The organism is Endozoicomonas elysicola (assembly GCF_000710775.1).
Taxonomy (GTDB): Bacteria; Pseudomonadota; Gammaproteobacteria; order Pseudomonadales; family Endozoicomonadaceae; genus Endozoicomonas; species Endozoicomonas elysicola.
Genome location: NZ_JOJP01000001.1, coordinates 4,764,078 through 4,780,761 on the forward strand (window position 1 = coordinate 4,764,078; position 16,684 = coordinate 4,780,761).

Sequence of the window (16,684 nt, forward strand, 5' to 3'; positions counted from 1 at the left end):
GAGCAGCAGATCATTCTACTATTTCACTCCCATTTTAAGGAGCACGCTGCTCTTTGGTCACCGGGCAATACCTTACAAGAGAAATAGCCAGACAATTGCCCAAAAGACCTAGTTTATCCCTATTCATCTCCTGCCAAAAACACCCTCAAACATCAGAAGCTGCGAAATATACCTATTTTGTCCAAATTAAAATTTCGCTAAAAAGATAAAAAAAATATGAAATACAACTAATTATGAAACCGTTTTCAGTATTTTTTGCTGATTAAATAAACAACAACTTCTGAGAAGCTCAGAAAGAGCCGTGGCTGCAAATTTCAATAGCGATCACCCCACAGAGATAAAACATCTCAACATCTGGGGTCGCAGTAAAGAGCAAAAAATTTGGACTGTCATGTGAGTAAATTATTAGAAGCACGTCATCTCAATGTGAATTTCGACACCTTGCTGGGGACAAAACAGGTGTTGAAAGACATTAACATCGGCATGGCATACAACGAAATACTGGCCATTGTTGGAGAGTCCGGTTCTGGCAAGTCGGTTTTCAGCAAGTCCATTATGGGCCTGCTGGGGGAAAGAGCCGATGTGCATGGTTCCATCTGGCTGCATAAGGGGACAGCCGATGATACCGCCATTGAGAACAATGGACTGGATCTGGTCAGCCTGAAACAGGCAGAGCTGGAAGAGATTCGGGGGGATCAGATCTCCATGATCTTCCAGGACCCAATGACCTCACTTAACCCGGTGATGACCGTCGGCAAACAGATTGCCGAAGCCATCTGTATTCACCAGAACAAAACCATGAAGGATTCTCTGGAAGAGGCTGGCAGGCTTCTGGACCTGGTTCGTGTTCCCAGTGGTCGCAAGATTCTTTCCGTTTATCCTCACCAGCTGTCTGGTGGCATGCGGCAGCGGGTCATGATTGCCATGGCACTGGCCTGCAAACCCAAACTGTTGATTGCCGATGAGCCGACCACCGCATTGGATGTGACCATTCAGGCACAGATACTGGGTCTGATTAAAGAGCTGCAGAAAGAACTGAACATGGCGGTCATATTCATTACCCACGATATGGGCGTGGTGTATGAAATCGCCGACCGCGTGGCCGTAATGTACAAAGGTGAACTGGTGGAAACCGGTACGCTGGAGCAGATCTTCACCTCACCACAACACGCCTATACCCGAGCCTTGCTCGCCGCAGCCCCCAAGCTGGGAGAAATGAGCGGAACCGATCTGCCTCGCTCGTTCCCGGTACTGACCATGGAAGAAGAGCTGGCGGGTAAAGGTGGTAACGTTGCACAGATTGACGGGCATCAGGTGGACTACAGCCAGAAGCCTATTCTTACCGCCAGCAACCTGCAGGTAATTTTCCCCCGCCGTCACAATTTCTTCGGGCAGGTAACTCATCAAATTCATGCGGTTGCCAATGTGTCGTTTGATCTCTACCACGGCGAAACCTTGGGAATCGTAGGTGAATCCGGTTCCGGGAAATCTACCATCGGAAACGCCATTCTCGGCCTGCTGCCAGAAGCGACGGGGGACGTACATTATGGTGGCATCAATCTGCTGGAGCCAACGCCTGAGCAGCGTGAACTGATTCGGAAAGATATCTCGTTTATTTTCCAGGATCCCTTGGCGTCATTGAACCCCCGTATGACCATCGGCGCGGCTGTAGAAGAACCTCTCATCATTCACTGCCCGGAAATGACCTCGGCAGAAAGGGAGATTCGTGCCAAAGAACTGTTGCAGCAGGTAGGCATTGCACCAGAGCTGTACCGCCATTATCCCCATGAGTTTTCTGGCGGCATGCTGCAACGGGTCAATATTGCCCGGGCATTGACCACCAACCCGAAAATAATCGTTGCCGATGAGTCGGTTTCCGCACTGGATGTATCCGTACAGGCCACCGTGCTGAACCTGATGATGGAACTTCAGCGCGATCTCGGTGTGTCTTTTATTTTCATATCCCACGATATGGCCGTTATCGAACGTGTCTGCCACCGTGTACTGGTCATGACCAAGGGGCAACTGGTGGAAGTGGGTCATCGCCGCGCCATTTTCGAGAATACGCAACACAGCTATACCCGTAAGCTGCTGGCAGCCATACCACAGATTGATTTCTCAACCCGTCGCCAGAAAACCTTCGAATTGATTACCGACGAAGTTCCAGATCCGGTATTTCCGGTGGGCGATTCGCCAGCCCCTAAGGAAATGATTGATGTGTCGCCTGGCCATAAGGTGGCGATGGAACGATACACAAGAGATGTAATAAACGTCAGTAGTCAATCGATGCGTGAAGCGGTGTAAATAACAACCAATCCTGTCCTGAAGCCCCGGGGGGAAATTACCGAGGTGGGTTTCAGGGCATCAAATAAGCAGCTGGCCATATGAAATCGAATATTTCTGGTTACTTGGATTGGTGCTATGCAAGGCACAACGGAGGGAGCATAGCCGTAGCTATGTAACCGGAGTTGTAACACAGCAGAGCGCCAGAACAAGGAGTCAGAAATATATGATTTCCATATGGTTAGCTGCTTACTCCAACCAAAAGGATTAACCATGAACCGAATGAAGTCACTGGTTCTTTCGGCGGCTCTTGCCGCCAGTTTTACCGGGCAGGCGCTGGCCTCCCATATCGTGGTCGCGATTGAAAGTTCCGTCCGAACACTGAACCCACACAATGCTTCCATCACACTGGATATGTCGGTAGCCGGTGCCGCCTATGAAGGTCTGTTTACCTTTAACAATAAGATGGAAGTGGTGCCCAACCTGGCCACCGGTTATAAGGTCAGTGACGATGGCAAAATTTACACCATCAACCTGAACAAAGGCATCAAGTTCCACGATGGCACGGATTTCAACGCAGCTGCTGTCAAATACAACTTTGAGCATGAAATTAAGCACAAACTCCGTCGTGCATCTCTGCTGTCCAACGTTGCGGAGTTTAATGTTCTGGCCGACGACACTCTGGAAGTCGTTCTGAAAGAGCCATCCAATAACTTCATCAACTCCATCACGCACCCTTCCCAGGGCATGATCAGCCCCGCAGCCCTGGAAAAATACGGTGAAGACATCCAGAAAAACCCCGTAGGCACCGGACGCTTTGTCTTTGACAAATGGGTTCGCGGCAGCACCGTCAGCTTTAAGGCTAACCCGGATTACTGGCGTGGACCGGTAAAAGTCGATGGTATTGAGTTCCGTACCGTTGCTGAAGCCGGCTCCCAGCTGGCCATGCTGCAATCGGGTCAGGCCCAGTTTATTGCCAACGTGGCCCCGGCCATGAAAAAGGTCATCGCCGCCAACCCGAAAATTGAAAATGTTCAGGTACCCACCATCATCGGTCGCTGGTATTCACTGAACACCAAAAACGAAATTTTCGCGAATGAGAAAGTGCGTCATGCGATGAACTATGCATTCCACAAAGAAGCATTTGCCAAGGTGGTTTATAACGGTGACGCCGCACCTCTCAAGTCACCCATCCCGGATAATCTGGAGACGTTTGCAGAACAGCCTGCCTACACCTACAACCTGGACAAAGCGAGATCCCTTCTGAAAGAAGCTGGCTACCCCAATGGTTTTAAAGCCGTCCTCTGGGCCAAGAACAATACGCTCTCTCTGCGTTCTGCTGAGTTCCTTCAGCAGCAGCTGGCCGCCATTGATGTTGAGTTGGAAATCATTCCACGGGATACCGCCAGCCACTATGCTGCGGGTGACACACTGAAAGATGACCCATCACGTCCAGTTATCTTTGATGCGGGCTGGTCTTCTTCCAGCGGTACTGCTGACTGGGCACTGCGTCCGATTTATGGCACCGGTGGTGGCTCCAACTACTCCCTGTACTCTAACGATGAGATTGATTCACTGCTGAAAGAAGGTCAGCTGGTTCAGGATCAGGCCCAGAAGGAAAAGATCTATCACCAGATTCAGACACTGGCCTGGCAGGATGCTCCGGTTATTTTTACGACAGTTGACTACCGCACTATCGGCAAGAGCAGAAAACTCAGTGGTATTGAGTTCCTTCCGGACGGCTCTATCAGTGTCGGTGACGTAGCACTGGTAAATTAAGGTAAAAGACCGTAATGCCGCAATATATCCTCAAACGCCTGATGGGCACCCTGGGCGTCATGCTGGTCATTGCCATTCTGGCCTTCTTCTTTGTGCACATGCTGCCGGGTGACCCGGTACGCATGATTGCCGGTGAAGATGCGACTTTTCAGGAGATGGAAATTCTGCGACAGAAGCTGGGACTCAACCTCCCGCTTCACCAGCAGTTTTATCTCTTCATGGTCAACCTGCTGCAACTGGACTTTGGCACCTCACTCATTTCCGGTGATGCCGTCTATGACGTGTTGTCCCATCGCTATGTGCTGACTGCCAAACTGACCCTGGTATCCCTGTGGTTTATTCCCGCTGGTATTATCCTGGGTGTGGTTGCAGCAACCCATAAGTCCAGGTTTCTGGATCGGGCATGTATGGTCTTTTCAGTATCAGGCATTTCGGTGCCCGAATTCTGGTTCGGCCTTATTCTGATCCAAGTCTTTGCCGTGAAGCTGCAATGGTTTAATCCGACCGGCTTTCAATCACTGGCCGACCTGACCCTGCCTGCCATTACCGTTGGCATGATGGGTACAGCGGTAATTGCCCGCTTTACCCGTTCCGCGTTTCTGGATGTGCTCTCAGAAAACTATATCCAGACTGCCCGGGCCAAAGGGGTAAAACGCTTTAACGTGACTTATGTGCACGCCCTGCGAAACGCCATGCTGCCCATCATCACGGTAATAGGTCTGCAGATCGGCTTTATTCTCAGTGGCTCCATTGTCGTTGAAGCCATTTTTGGTCTGCCCGGTCTTGGCTCTCTGCTGATTGAGTCGGTGGTCGCCCGTGATCATCCAGTGGTGCAGACACTGCTGCTGCTCTACTCATTCCACTTTGTCATGATCAACTTCGTCGTTGATGTGCTTTACACCGTTATTAATCCGCAGGTTCGACTCAAATGAGCAGTACGACGACCTCGCCATCCGTTTCGCCGTTCCAGCTCTTTCTTATGCGTTTCAAACGGGAAAAGCTGGCCATTGCTGCAGGCATCACCCTGCTCATTATGATTCTGATGGCGCTATTTGCCCCGCTCCTGTTGAGCCATGGGCCAAACGACTTTGACTATAACCGCATTCTGATGCCGCCCTCACCAGAGAACTGGGTCGGCACGGATATCTACGGCCGCGATCTGTTTACCCGTCTGGTCTATGGCGCCCGTGTCTCGCTGACGGTTGGCTTTCTTTCCGTCACGATCGGTGCACTGGTCGGGTCATTTATCGGCATTCTGGCCGCCTACCGCGGCGGTTGGCTGGACAGCATTGTCATGCGTGCAGCCGATGTCCTGTTTGCCTTTCCCAGCTTTCTGCTGGCCATTGCCATTGTTGCGGTGCTGGGCGGCGGCATTATGAACGTCATCATTGCCATTGCCATTTTCAGTGCGCCGACCTTTGCCCGGATTACCCGTAGTTCGGCACTGTCAGTACTTAACTCACAATTTGTTCGCGCAGCAACCACCATGGGCGCGAGCCATAGTCGCATCATGTTTGTGCACATTCTGCCCAGCACCATCAGTGGCATTCTGGTCTATTTCACCATGCGGGTAGGCACATCGGTTCTGACGGCTGCCAGCCTCAGCTTCCTGGGCATGGGTGCTCAGCCACCGTCGCCTGAGTGGGGTGCCATGCTCGCCTCCAGCCGGGACTTTATAGCAGTAGATGGTTATATGTACCTCACTCTCTATCCCGGGCTCTGTATTTTTCTTACCGTTTTGTGCTGCAACGTTCTGGGTGACGGCCTGCGCACGGCACTGGACCCGAAATAGGAATTTCGAATCATGCAGCTATTGATCAAAGGCGCCGATGTTTTTGCTCCCGAAGCCCTCGGCCGAAAAGATATTCTGATTTCTAATGGCAAAATTCTGGCCATAGAAGAAAACATCAATGAATCCGGTCTGATTGGCCCTGTTGAAGTGATTGATGGTCAGGGCAAACTGGCTATCCCCGGTCTGGTTGATACCCATCAGCACTTTATTGGTGGTGGGGGCGAAGGTGGTTACCGAACCCGCACTCCGGAACTTACCCTGACCCAGCAAACCCTTAATGGTGTAACCACTGCACTTGGATTACTGGGCACAGACTCACTCTCCCGGCATGTTGAAAGCCTTTACGCCAAAACCAAAGGGTTCAATGAAGAAGGCATCACCGCAGTGATGATTACTGGTGCTTACCACCTTCCATCCCCAACGATTACCGGTTCGGTACAACGGGATATTGCCTTTATTGACCCGGTCATCGGTGTAAAGCTGGCTGTTGCCGATCATCGTGGTCCGTTTGTCACCCGTGATGAACTGGGCCACTTGGTCAGTGAAGTACGGGTAGCCTCGTTGATTGCCAATAAGAAAGGCATCATCACGGTGCATACCGGTGCCGGAAAAGCCTGCCTTGATCAGGTTTTCGATATCCTTGAAGTGAGTGATTACCAGCCAGAACGTTTCGTGCCTACCCATATTAACCGTCCAGATACCTGGGAATCTGCAGTAAGACTGGCGAAGATGGGTGCCTATATAGACGGCACAGGAATTCTTCATGACGATGGTGGAGCCGGGAAAATCACCTGTGCTGATGCCACGCGGATGAGCATTGAAGAAGGTATTGAATCACGCTTTACCTTCAGTTCTGATGCCGGCGGTTCAATGCCAAAGTGGAATGAAAACCGTACCCGTATCATCGGTATGGGCGTAGGTACTCCGGATTCCCTGCTGATCGAAGTTCGCAGAGGTGTTGAGAAAGGGTTAACCCTTTCCCAGATGCTGGCTCCTGTAACCATCAACGCAGCCCATCAGATTGGTCTTGAAGACAGAAAAGGGCAGTTGCTGCCTGGTTTTGATGGTGATGTGGTTCTGCTGGATCAGGACTCACTGCAACTGACCGATACCATCGCCAAAGGGCAGTGGATGGTTGCCAGTGGTGAAGCCATTGTTAAAGGGACGTTCGAATAAACAGGATTCTTTAAAGCATCTGAATAAAACCACAAAGGCACCAGAACACACAGTTTAAACTTAGGCCTCTGTGTCTTGGTGCCTTTGTGGTTAAAGAAAAGGATATGGACAAGCAAGTATCGCCTGTTTGGCAATCGAGGCGGATTGTGGGAGGATAGGTTTCTCGAAATAGAGAAGGTTACGTTGTTTATGCCCCTCGCTCTCGAAGGCCCCCTGAAAGATCACCCCAGGCTGACGCGTGAATACTTCACCGTTACCCGCATGATTGAGCTTTACTGCAAGCACAATCACCAGCACCCCACCCTGTGCAATGATTGCCTCTCACTGCTGGCTTTCAGCAAGCGCCGCCTTGAGCGCTGCATCTATGGTGCTGAAAAACCCACCTGCGCTAACTGCAATGTCCACTGCTACAAGCCGGATCAACGGCAACAAATTCGTGAAGTGATGAAGTGGGCTGGGCCTCGTCTGCTATTGAAGCACCCGGTGCTGACGATTCAGCATCTTATCGATGACCGAAAGACTGCCCCAGAACATCCTAAAAAGCAGAGAACGTTGAATTAGTTGATAAGTAGCTAACCAGATGAAATCATATATTTCTGATTTCTTGTTCAGGCACTTTGCTGTGTTACAACTCCAGTCACATAGCTAGGGCTATGCTCCTTCCGTTGTGCCTTGCATAGTACCTGCTCAAGTAGCCAGAAATATTCGATTCCATATGGCCAGCTACTTAAACCTTGCCGGGCTGAATGGAGAGACATCAATAACCGGTTTTCCTCCACTGATAAGCTCGGCAATCAACCGCCCAGTTATAGCACCCATCCCAACACCGGCATGACCATGACCAAAGGCAAACCAGAGACCAGGGTGTCTCGGTGCTTCGCCAATGACCGGCAGACCATCCGGCATGGAAGGTCGGCTGCCAATCCAGACTTCTCCGACTGGATTACCCAGAGAAAAAACGTCGCGGGCATTATGGCTCGCCTGATAAAGCTGTTTTGAAACCGGCGGCGCATCGCGGGCAGACAACTCAATACCGGTGGTCAGTCTCAAGCCGCTTTTCATTGGCGACATAACATAGCCGCCTTCCACATCATGAATCGGTCGACTCAACTGAAAGGCATCCGAAGGTTGGAAGTGCTGGTGATACCCTCGCTCAGCAGCCATGGGAAAGCGATAACCCAGCTTTTCACAGAGTTCCCCACTCCATGGGCCGAGTGCCAGCACCACTATACGGCTTCTGATGTTTTCCCCATGGGTCTCAATCAGAAAGTTGTCACCCTCTCTGGTAATAGTTTGAGCAGATGCCTGAAAGAACTGACCACCGGAGGATTGAAAAGCTGTTACATAATCATTGATGACTTCGGAAAGGTCCTCAAATGAAGCGGTATCCCGGATCAAAACCCCTTTACGGAAACCAGAGGTGATCGCCGGTTCCAGTTCCGAGATCCCCTCCGGATCGAAAATATCATATCGAATACCTAACCGGTCATAGTAATCTCTCTGGTATTGGACTGCCTGGAAGGACGCCTCTTCCCGGTATAACCGGAGCCAGCCTTTTTCCAGAAGCAATTCCCGACAACCGGACATATCCAGCAGTTTCCTGTGCTCGGCAACGGCATACTGGAAGAGACTGTCCAGCCCCTTTACCGACGCTTCATAGCTAGACTGACTGTTTCGAACCAATAGATAATAGAGCCAGCGCCAGTAATGCGGTAGCTGACTCAAATGAACATGCACATTGGGGTGATTTTTTAACAGGGCCCCGGACAGGTGATGGGTTATATCCGATAAACTGAGCGGGAATACAGAACCACGATTAATGAGCCCGGCATTACCATATGAGGTTTCCATCCCGGGCGCTTTCCGGTCAACCAGTGTTACCTGGTAGCCAGTTTTCTGCAGATGGAGTGCAGAGCAAACACCCACCATTCCGGCTCCAAGTACCACCGCACTTTTCCCCGCCATGGCCACATACCTCGAACACTGAGTCAGTCAGATTAACTTATCATAATGAGATCAAAGTGCGATGTTTTCTGCGTGAAAACGCCTTATGCCGTTTGCCGGGTAGCCGTCACCACCAGTTCACGGATACAGACATTCTGCGGTTGCTGATAAACAAAGGAAATACAGCGGGCAATATCTTCTGCAGTAATAACGCCTCCCATGCCATCTTTCCACTGTTCATAGCCATCCTTGATTTCACTGGATGTTGTATGACTCAGCAGCTCGGTTTCTACCGCTCCCGGTGCGATGGTTACCACCCGTACACTGTCGTCAGCCAGCTCTTCTCTTAGCGTTTCAGACAAACCATGCACTGCAAACTTGGTTCCACAATAGGCCATATGGTTTGGAAAGCCCTTAATACCAGCCACTGAACTGATATTAATAATGGTTCCCCCTTTTCGGGCTTTCATCTGACGAGCAACGGCATAAATGCCATTCAGGACACCTTTGATATTCACATCAACCATCGCATCCCACTCGGCAGGGTCCTGTTCGTCGGCACGCCCCAGCTGCATTAGCCCTGCATTGTTGATAAGACAGTCCGTATCTCCGTAGCGAGACTCCGCCTCTTCGAGAGCCAGCTTCAAGGTATCACGATCCGTTACATCCACTCGCCGGCAAAGTGCATCCGGAAGATCCAGAGCCTCCAAACGCTCAACCCTTCTGGCCAGTAATAACAATGGATGCCCAAGTTGACTCATGGCCCTGGCAACCGCTTCACCGATACCAGAGCTGGCTCCGGTAATCACGACCAATGGCTTATTCATGGCGGGACTCCTGCGGGAGTATATCCTGAGGTTTCAGTCCACCAGCGTGTGGTGAACCCGAGTATCTGTATTTAAAGAACAGATAGTTAAGATAGCTGATCTGAAACGGCTGATTGATGAGGATATATCAGGCATTGTTTGTTATTCGGTATCCTCCAACTTCATTACAGCCATCACTACATGCATCCTGCCTGTTGTGGCGTTATAATCCCCGCCTCCTGAGCCAAGGCTGTTCAATTAAGGCCTGATGAGTCTTCCGGAAAAAGCACCCAAATCGGTTACCGGCTTATCGTTATTCGATTTGCGTCTTTAAACGTCATTTATCTGCTTTTTTCGGGAATATATACTTGACGCCTTCCATCAGGTATCCAACCGCATTTTTGATCGGCCGGCTCTTTAAAAGTCAGGCATTGCAGCAGGGAAACCAATGAGCGAACTGATACTGATTCTGGTCAGCGCCATACTGGTCAACAACTTTGTACTGGTCCAATTCCTTGGACTCTGCCCCTTTATGGGCGTTTCCAACAAACTGGAATCGGCCATGGGCATGTCAATGGCCACCACTTTTGTACTCACACTGGCCTCTATCTGCAGCTATTTAACGTACAAGTACATCCTGCTGCCACTGAACCTGGAATTTCTGAAGACTATCTCATTCATTCTGGTGATTGCCGTGGTGGTGCAATTCACCGAGATGGTGGTACGCAAAACCAGTCCGCTGCTGCATAAGGTGCTGGGCGTCTTCCTGCCACTGATCACCACCAACTGTGCGGTACTTGGGGTTGCCCTGCTGAACACCAACCGTATGGACAGCTCACTGGTGGATTCGGCCACCTACGGTTTTGGAGCTGCGGCCGGCTTTTCCCTGGTACTGGTGCTGTTTTCTGCCATGCGTGAGCGCATCGCCGCTGCGGATGTACCAACACCATTCAGAGGGGCAGCCATTGGTATGATCAGCGCAGGCCTGATGTCGCTGGCATTTATGGGCTTCACCGGGCTGATCAAACTGTGAGCGCAGGATTTCGAGCAATGATGAGAAATGCCAGACGACATAAAAAGCTGAAGGAGCGGTTGCGCTAGTCCATGGAAATTGTTCTTTACGCTATTGGAGCCCTTCTGGCTCTCGCCCTGATTTTCGGGGCCATTCTCGGTTTTGCTTCTATCCGCTTCAAGGTGGAAGGCAACCCGATTGTTGACCAGATTAATGAAATTCTGCCTCAAACTCAGTGCGGTCAGTGTGGCTATCCCGGCTGTCGCCCTTATGCGGAAGCCATTGCTAATGGTGATGCCATTAATAAGTGCCCTCCCGGCGGGCAGGCAACCATCAACACGCTGGCCGACCTGCTGGATGTCGAGCCTGAACCGCTGGATGCTGAGCATGGGCAGGAGTCGGTCACGAAAGTTGCGTTTATTCGAGAAGCGGAGTGCATCGGCTGTACCAAGTGCATTCAGGCCTGTCCTGTAGATGCCATTCTTGGTGCTGCCAAACAGATGCATACGGTTATCTCTGATGAGTGCACCGGCTGCGACCTCTGTGTTGAGCCCTGCCCTGTTGACTGCATCGAAATGCGCCCTGTGGATATCACGGTCAGAACGTGGAGCTGGGAGTTGCCCCAGCCGAATCACGGAAAGGCTGGTTTGATTGCCACTGATCGCAGGGGGCAAACCGTATGAACGCAATAGCAAAAAGCCCAGCCCCTCAACACTTAGACACCCAAAGCCATGTTTCCAGGAGCCAGGTGATCGCAAGTTCTGAACGTAAAATCTGGCCGCTGACCGGTGGGGTCCACCCTGAAGAAAACAAGCATCAGTCAACCGGCTGCCCTGTCAGTGTTCCGCCTCTGCCCAAAACACTGGTTCTGCCATTATCTCAGCACGCCGGCGCGCCCGCTGATCCGATTATCAGCGTTGGGGACCAAGTACTCAAAGGTCAGATGATTGCCAAAGCGTCCGGCTTTGTCAGCGCCGCTTTGCATGCACCCACCTCGGGCATTATTACGGCCATTGAGAACCGCCCAATTCCTCACGCCTCAGGCATGTATGACCTGTGCATCATTCTGGACACCGATGGGCAGGATCAATGGTGTGAACTGGCTCCAGTAGCGGATTATCGTCAGCTGTCGTCTGAAGAGCTGGTAGAGAAAGTTCGTAATGCCGGTATCAGCGGCATGGGTGGCGCGGGTTTCCCAACCGCCATCAAACTGGCTCCCAACACAACAATCAACACGCTGATTCTCAATGGTACGGAGTGTGAACCCTATATTACCGCTGACGATATGCTCATGCGGGAAAAGGCGGAAGCGGTTATTCAGGGAGCAGAAATCCTTCAATACATGCTGGGTGCCCAAGAGTGCCTGATCGGTATTGAAGACAATAAACCGGAAGCCATCTCTGCGATGCGAAAAGCAGCGACCGGAAAGAATATATACATCGTCGTTTTCCCAACCATCTACCCTTCCGGTGGTGAAAAACAGCTGATCCAGATCCTTACCGGTCAGGAGGTACCATCTGGAAAGCTGCCTGCAGATCTGGGCATGGTGGTCCAGAACGTGGGAACCGCCGTTTCGGTCAAAGAAGCCATTCTCGAAGGCAAGCCGCTGATCTCTCGCATCACCACGCTCACCGGCGATGCACTGGCAACGCCACAAAATGTAGACGCATTAATCGGTACACTGGCGGAAGACCTGCTGCACTACGCTGCCCTTAAAGAGTCCGAGCTAGCGACACTGGTGTTTGGCGGCCCCATGATGGGCTTCAGCGTGGACCGCATGGATATCCCGGTGATCAAAACATCAAACTGCCTGATTGCCGCGACTCAGGATGAGTTTCCAGACGCACCGGATGCCCAGGCCTGTATCCGTTGTGGGCATTGTGCAGAGGCGTGCCCATCGTCATTACTGCCTCAACAGCTCTACTGGCATGCCAAGGCTGAGAACCATGAGCAGCTTATGCACCACAACCTGTTTGACTGCATTGAGTGTGGTGCCTGCTCCTTCGTCTGCCCGTCGTCTATTCCACTGGTTCAGTATTACCGGGCATCCAAAGGAGCTATTCGAACCCAGGAAGCCAAGCACGCCAAATCCGAGCGATCTAAACAGCGCTACGAAGGTCGCCTGGCCCGACTGGAACAGGAAAAAGCAGAGAAAGAAGCCAAACGTAAAGCCAATGCCGAGCGGGCTGCAAAACTGAAGGCCGCCAAGGCAGCAGAAAACACCGAGAGCGATGCCAAAGCAGAAGAAGACCCAATCCAAGCCGCCATTGCCCGGGCAAAAGCACGAAAGGCAGCCGCTGCTGCAGGGTCTTCTGAATCTACACCTGCCAGACAAGAGCCTTCGGCGCCCAGTCAACAGCTTTCAGCCAAACAGAAAGAACTGAAAGTTCAACTGTCTATGGCCAAAGCCCAGGCCAAAAAGACGGAAAGAGCGCTTGCGGCTGCAGAAGCCTCTGGCAATGGGGATATTGAACAACTGAAGTCTAACCTTCAGATGTTGAATGATCAGGTCACCAAGCTTCAGCAGTCATTTGACGAAAGCGCTCAATCTGATGCTGCTAATGACAGTAATAAAAACAAATCAGCCAAACCGGTACTCTCTGACGATGAGAAGAAACGCAAGGTTGAACTGGCCATGGCCAAAGCTGCTTTGAAAAAAGCAGAGCGAGCACTGGCAGAAGCAGTTGAAAGCAACAATGAGAGCACAGAGTCTTTTCAGCAAGCCGTCGATGAGTGTCAGGCGAAAATCAAGAGCCTTGAAGTCGTCGTTTTAGCCCCTCCGGCAGAAACGGCGATAACACCTTCCGCTGATGCAAAACCATCAGCAAAAAAGGCCAAAGCTCCACTAAGCGATGAAGCCAAAAAGCTTAAGATTGAGTCGGCCATGGCCAATGCAGCCGTTAAAAAGCTTCAGCGAGCCATCACCAGTGCCAGTGACGATGAGCTGGAGACACTGAAACAGCAACTGGTAGAAGCCCAGCAAAAAGCAGCTGAAATGCAGCAGGCGCTGGATAATCTTACCAACGGCAATGTAGGAGAAGCAGCAGTAGAGTCTTCAGTCAGCGAAACACCCTCTGCAGGTGTCAGTGCATCCGCTAAAAAGGCCAAAGCCCCATTAAGCGATGAAGCCAAGAAGCTGAAAATCGAGTCGGCCATGGCCAATGCTGCGGTAAAAAAACTTCAGCGAGCGATCGCCAGTGCCGGTGAAGATGAACTGGATACGCTGAAACAACAGCTGGCAGAAGCAGAGCAAAAGGCGGCGGACATGAAGCAGGCTCTGGAGATACTTTCATGACCAGCAGCCTTGAACTAAATAAGCACGAGAAAGACACACAAGAGCGGAATCGTTGAATGGCTTTGATTAACAGCAGATCATCCATCAGCCAGAGGGGAAGAGAGACCTCACCCCACACGCTGGGACAAAACAGCACTCAGCGAGTCATGAATCTGGTGATCATGGCCACCATCCCCGGCCTGATCGCACAAACGGTCTTTTTTGGCTGGGGCACACTGATCAATGTTCTCTGGTGTTCCCTGATCGCAATGGGCTGTGAAGCGGCAGTGGTATCACTGCGCAAACGGTCTGTGAGTTTCTATTTGAGTGATTGCAGCGCCCTGGTAACCGGTTTACTGCTGGGGCTGGCGCTGCCACCTTTCGCACCCTGGTGGCTGTCACTGGTCGCAGTCTCCTTCGGTATGGTCATCGGCAAACACCTCTATGGAGGCCTGGGTCAGAACCCCTTTAACCCGGCCATGCTGGGCTATGTTCTGGTACTGATCTCGTTTCCACAGGAGATGACCACCTGGCTTCCACCACTAGGGCTGGAAGGCCATAACAACAGTCTGACCGATGCACTGTTCACCATTTTCCCCTTGGGGCAAGGTGTCAGTGTTGATGCCATCAGCATGGCCACCCCACTGGATGTGTTGAGGGAAAACAAAAGTCTGACCATAAACGAGTTGTGGGAAGCCAACCCGGTATTTGATGGACTGGCCGGTCGTGGCTGGATGTGGGTTAACCTGGCCTATCTGGCCGGCGGTGTCTTCCTTATCTGGCGGAAAGTATTCACCTGGCATGCCCCTGTTGGAATGCTGGCCGCCATTGCAGTGATGGCAACCCTTTTCTGGAGCGGTACCGGGTCAGACAGTCATGGCTCCCCACTGTTCCACCTGCTCAGTGGGGCCACCATGCTGGGTGCATTTTTCATCATTACGGACCCGGTCAGTGGTGCAACCAGTAACCGTGGTCGCCTGATTTTTGGTGCAGGTGTCGGCGTGATGGTGTACGTGATCCGTGCCTGGGGTGGTTATCCGGACGGTGTCGCCTTTGCTACGTTGCTGATGAATATGGCAGCCCCCACCATCGACTATTACACCCAGCCACGCACGTATGGCCATCGCAAGGCCAATAAAGGCCTGCCAAAGAAGGACTGAATTATGAGTGACGGCCAGATTCCTTTAAAAGACACAACCGACAGCCCCCCCCCCAGCGGGAATGGTCTGCTTCAGAGCATTTTTCGCAATAGCCTAGGCCTTGGCCTGTTTGCCGTATTTACCGTAGGCCTTATTTCCATTACCTGGATCCTGACTCAGGAGCGAATAGAAACGCAGGTTCGTGCCTATGAAGCCAAAGCACTGATGGAGATTTTACCGGCAGACACTCACGACAATGTGCTTGTTGATTCCAAAATTGTTCTGGAGCCATCCCGTTTGCTCTCAAGCCAGGATCAACGCGAAGCCTATATTGCCCTGAATGATGGAAAGGTCTCTGCTGTCATTCTGCCCGTCACCGCACCTGACGGTTATAGCGGGCGAATTGAGCTTCTGGTTGGCATCAACCGGAATGGCACACTGGCAGGTGTCAGGGCCATTACTCACAAAGAAACTCCGGGGCTTGGCGACAAGATCAACACCAATGTCACCGACTGGATTCTCGGCTTTGCCGGCAAATCGTTGAGCAACCCTGCAGGCGAAGGCTGGGGCGTGAAAAAAGACGGCGGTGAATTTGATCAGTTTACCGGTGCCACCATAACCCCTAGAGCGGTTGTTGCCGCGGTTTACCGTGCACTCCAATACTTTGAGGCAAATCGCAATCTATTGCTGGATCCGCTCAGGATGACCGGAGTCCGCGAGGAGATTCAAAATGACGAATGAAACATCTCCCACAAGTCAGGCCGCAAAGATTGCTCTGAACGGTCTCTGGAAAAACAACCCGGCACTGGTTCAGCTGTTAGGCCTGTGCCCACTGCTGGGGGTTTCCAGCAGCGTAGTCAATGCGCTTGGCCTGGGTATAGCCACCATGCTGGTTGTGATGGGCTCAAACGTTGCGGTGTCTCTTATACGACACCAGGTTACAGATGCCATTCGCCTGCCGGTGTTTGTGATGATTATTGCGTCATTCACCACCTGTATCGAACTGCTGATGCAGGCTTACACCTATGAGCTCTACCGGATACTGGGTATTTTTATTCCACTGATTGTGACCAACTGCATTATCCTGGGTCGGGCCGATGCCTTTGCCTCCAGAAACCCGGTTCTGCCAGCCGCTTTTGATGGCTTGATGATGGGCACCGGCTTTGCTGTGATTCTGGTATTGCTGGGCGCTCTGCGAGAGCTGATTGGTCAGGGCACTCTGTTCTCCGGCATGGACCTGCTGCTGGGACCTATTGCTGCTGACTGGACCATTACAGTGATTCCCAACTATAAGCAGTTCCTATTTGCCATTCTGCCTCCCGGCGCCTTTGTCTTTATGGGCTTCCTGATTGCGATTAAGAATATTATTGATCGACGCATGGAAGAGAGAAGAAAGAACTTAGAACCTTTGGCTCCTAGAGAGAGTAAACGGGTAAGGGTTACCGGAAATATCTAGCTGACAAGAAGCGACTTATCATA

General features: G+C 51.6%; 14 protein-coding genes. 12 read left to right on the forward strand and 2 right to left on the reverse strand.

What is annotated here, in order from left to right; all coding sequences use genetic code 11:
* The first annotated feature begins 393 nt into the window (after positions 1-393).
* The 6 genes from GV64_RS20090 to GV64_RS20115 all read left to right on the forward strand — a co-directional run bounded on the left by GV64_RS20090 (position 394) and on the right by GV64_RS20115 (position 7,591).
* Positions 394-2,304: an ABC transporter ATP-binding protein gene (locus GV64_RS20090; protein ID WP_020581580.1), complete on the forward strand. Its 1,911-nt coding sequence runs from the start codon at positions 394-396 to the stop codon at positions 2,302-2,304.
* 252 nt (positions 2,305-2,556) lie between these two features.
* Positions 2,557-4,062 (forward strand): ABC transporter substrate-binding protein, encoded by a 1,506-nt coding sequence (locus GV64_RS20095; RefSeq protein WP_020581581.1) that lies wholly within the window; start codon positions 2,557-2,559, stop codon positions 4,060-4,062.
* A 14-nt stretch (positions 4,063-4,076) separates the two neighbouring features.
* Positions 4,077-4,994 (forward strand): ABC transporter permease, encoded by a 918-nt coding sequence (locus GV64_RS20100; protein ID WP_020581582.1) that lies wholly within the window; start codon positions 4,077-4,079, stop codon positions 4,992-4,994.
* A complete protein-coding gene (locus GV64_RS20105; RefSeq protein WP_020581583.1) occupies positions 4,991-5,854 on the forward strand; it encodes an ABC transporter permease in 864 nt (287 codons plus the stop codon). The genes GV64_RS20100 and GV64_RS20105 overlap by 4 nt, the downstream gene beginning before the upstream one ends.
* A 12-nt stretch (positions 5,855-5,866) precedes the next feature.
* On the forward strand, positions 5,867-7,030 hold the full coding sequence (gene iadA, locus GV64_RS20110) for a beta-aspartyl-peptidase (protein ID WP_020581584.1): 1,164 nt from the start codon (positions 5,867-5,869) through the stop codon (positions 7,028-7,030).
* A 189-nt stretch (positions 7,031-7,219) separates the two neighbouring features.
* Complete coding sequence (locus GV64_RS20115) at positions 7,220-7,591, forward strand: nitrous oxide-stimulated promoter family protein (protein ID WP_034844419.1); 372 nt, start codon at positions 7,220-7,222, stop codon at positions 7,589-7,591.
* Positions 7,592-7,753: 162 nt separating this feature from the next.
* Here the strand turns inward: GV64_RS20115 and GV64_RS20120 are convergent, their stop codons facing one another.
* Together GV64_RS20120 and GV64_RS20125 are read right to left on the reverse strand one after the other, a co-directional pair.
* Entirely contained in the window at positions 7,754-8,995 is a 1,242-nt protein-coding gene (locus GV64_RS20120) for an NAD(P)/FAD-dependent oxidoreductase (RefSeq protein ID WP_020581586.1), read from the reverse strand.
* Between the two features lie 83 nt (positions 8,996-9,078).
* Positions 9,079-9,801 carry an SDR family oxidoreductase gene (locus tag GV64_RS20125; protein ID WP_020581587.1) on the reverse strand — a complete coding sequence of 241 codons (723 nt, stop codon included), beginning with the start codon at positions 9,799-9,801 and terminating at the stop codon, positions 9,079-9,081.
* A 427-nt stretch (positions 9,802-10,228) separates the two neighbouring features.
* Here GV64_RS20125 and rsxA point away from each other — a divergent pair, with 427 nt between their 5' ends.
* The 6 genes from rsxA to GV64_RS20155 all read left to right on the forward strand — a co-directional run bounded on the left by rsxA (position 10,229) and on the right by GV64_RS20155 (position 16,661).
* On the forward strand, positions 10,229-10,813 hold the full coding sequence (gene rsxA / locus GV64_RS20130; RefSeq protein WP_020581588.1) for an electron transport complex subunit RsxA: 585 nt from the start codon (positions 10,229-10,231) through the stop codon (positions 10,811-10,813).
* 71 nt (positions 10,814-10,884) lie between these two features.
* Positions 10,885-11,475: an electron transport complex subunit RsxB gene (gene rsxB / locus GV64_RS20135; protein WP_020581589.1), complete on the forward strand. Its 591-nt coding sequence runs from the start codon at positions 10,885-10,887 to the stop codon at positions 11,473-11,475.
* A 65-nt stretch (positions 11,476-11,540) separates the two neighbouring features.
* The gene (gene rsxC, locus GV64_RS20140; RefSeq protein ID WP_201772503.1) at positions 11,541-14,087 is read left to right on the forward strand and encodes an electron transport complex subunit RsxC; all 2,547 of its coding nucleotides are present in this window, start codon (positions 11,541-11,543) and stop codon (positions 14,085-14,087) included.
* Positions 14,088-14,143: 56 nt separating this feature from the next.
* A complete protein-coding gene (rsxD, locus tag GV64_RS20145; RefSeq protein WP_051087791.1) occupies positions 14,144-15,226 on the forward strand; it encodes an electron transport complex subunit RsxD in 1,083 nt (360 codons plus the stop codon).
* Positions 15,227-15,229: 3 nt separating this feature from the next.
* On the forward strand, positions 15,230-15,946 hold the full coding sequence (gene rsxG, locus GV64_RS20150) for an electron transport complex subunit RsxG (RefSeq protein WP_020581592.1): 717 nt from the start codon (positions 15,230-15,232) through the stop codon (positions 15,944-15,946).
* Complete coding sequence (locus GV64_RS20155) at positions 15,936-16,661, forward strand: electron transport complex subunit E (RefSeq protein ID WP_020581593.1); 726 nt, start codon at positions 15,936-15,938, stop codon at positions 16,659-16,661. The genes rsxG and GV64_RS20155 overlap by 11 nt, the downstream gene beginning before the upstream one ends.
* Positions 16,662-16,684: the final 23 nt, after the last annotated feature.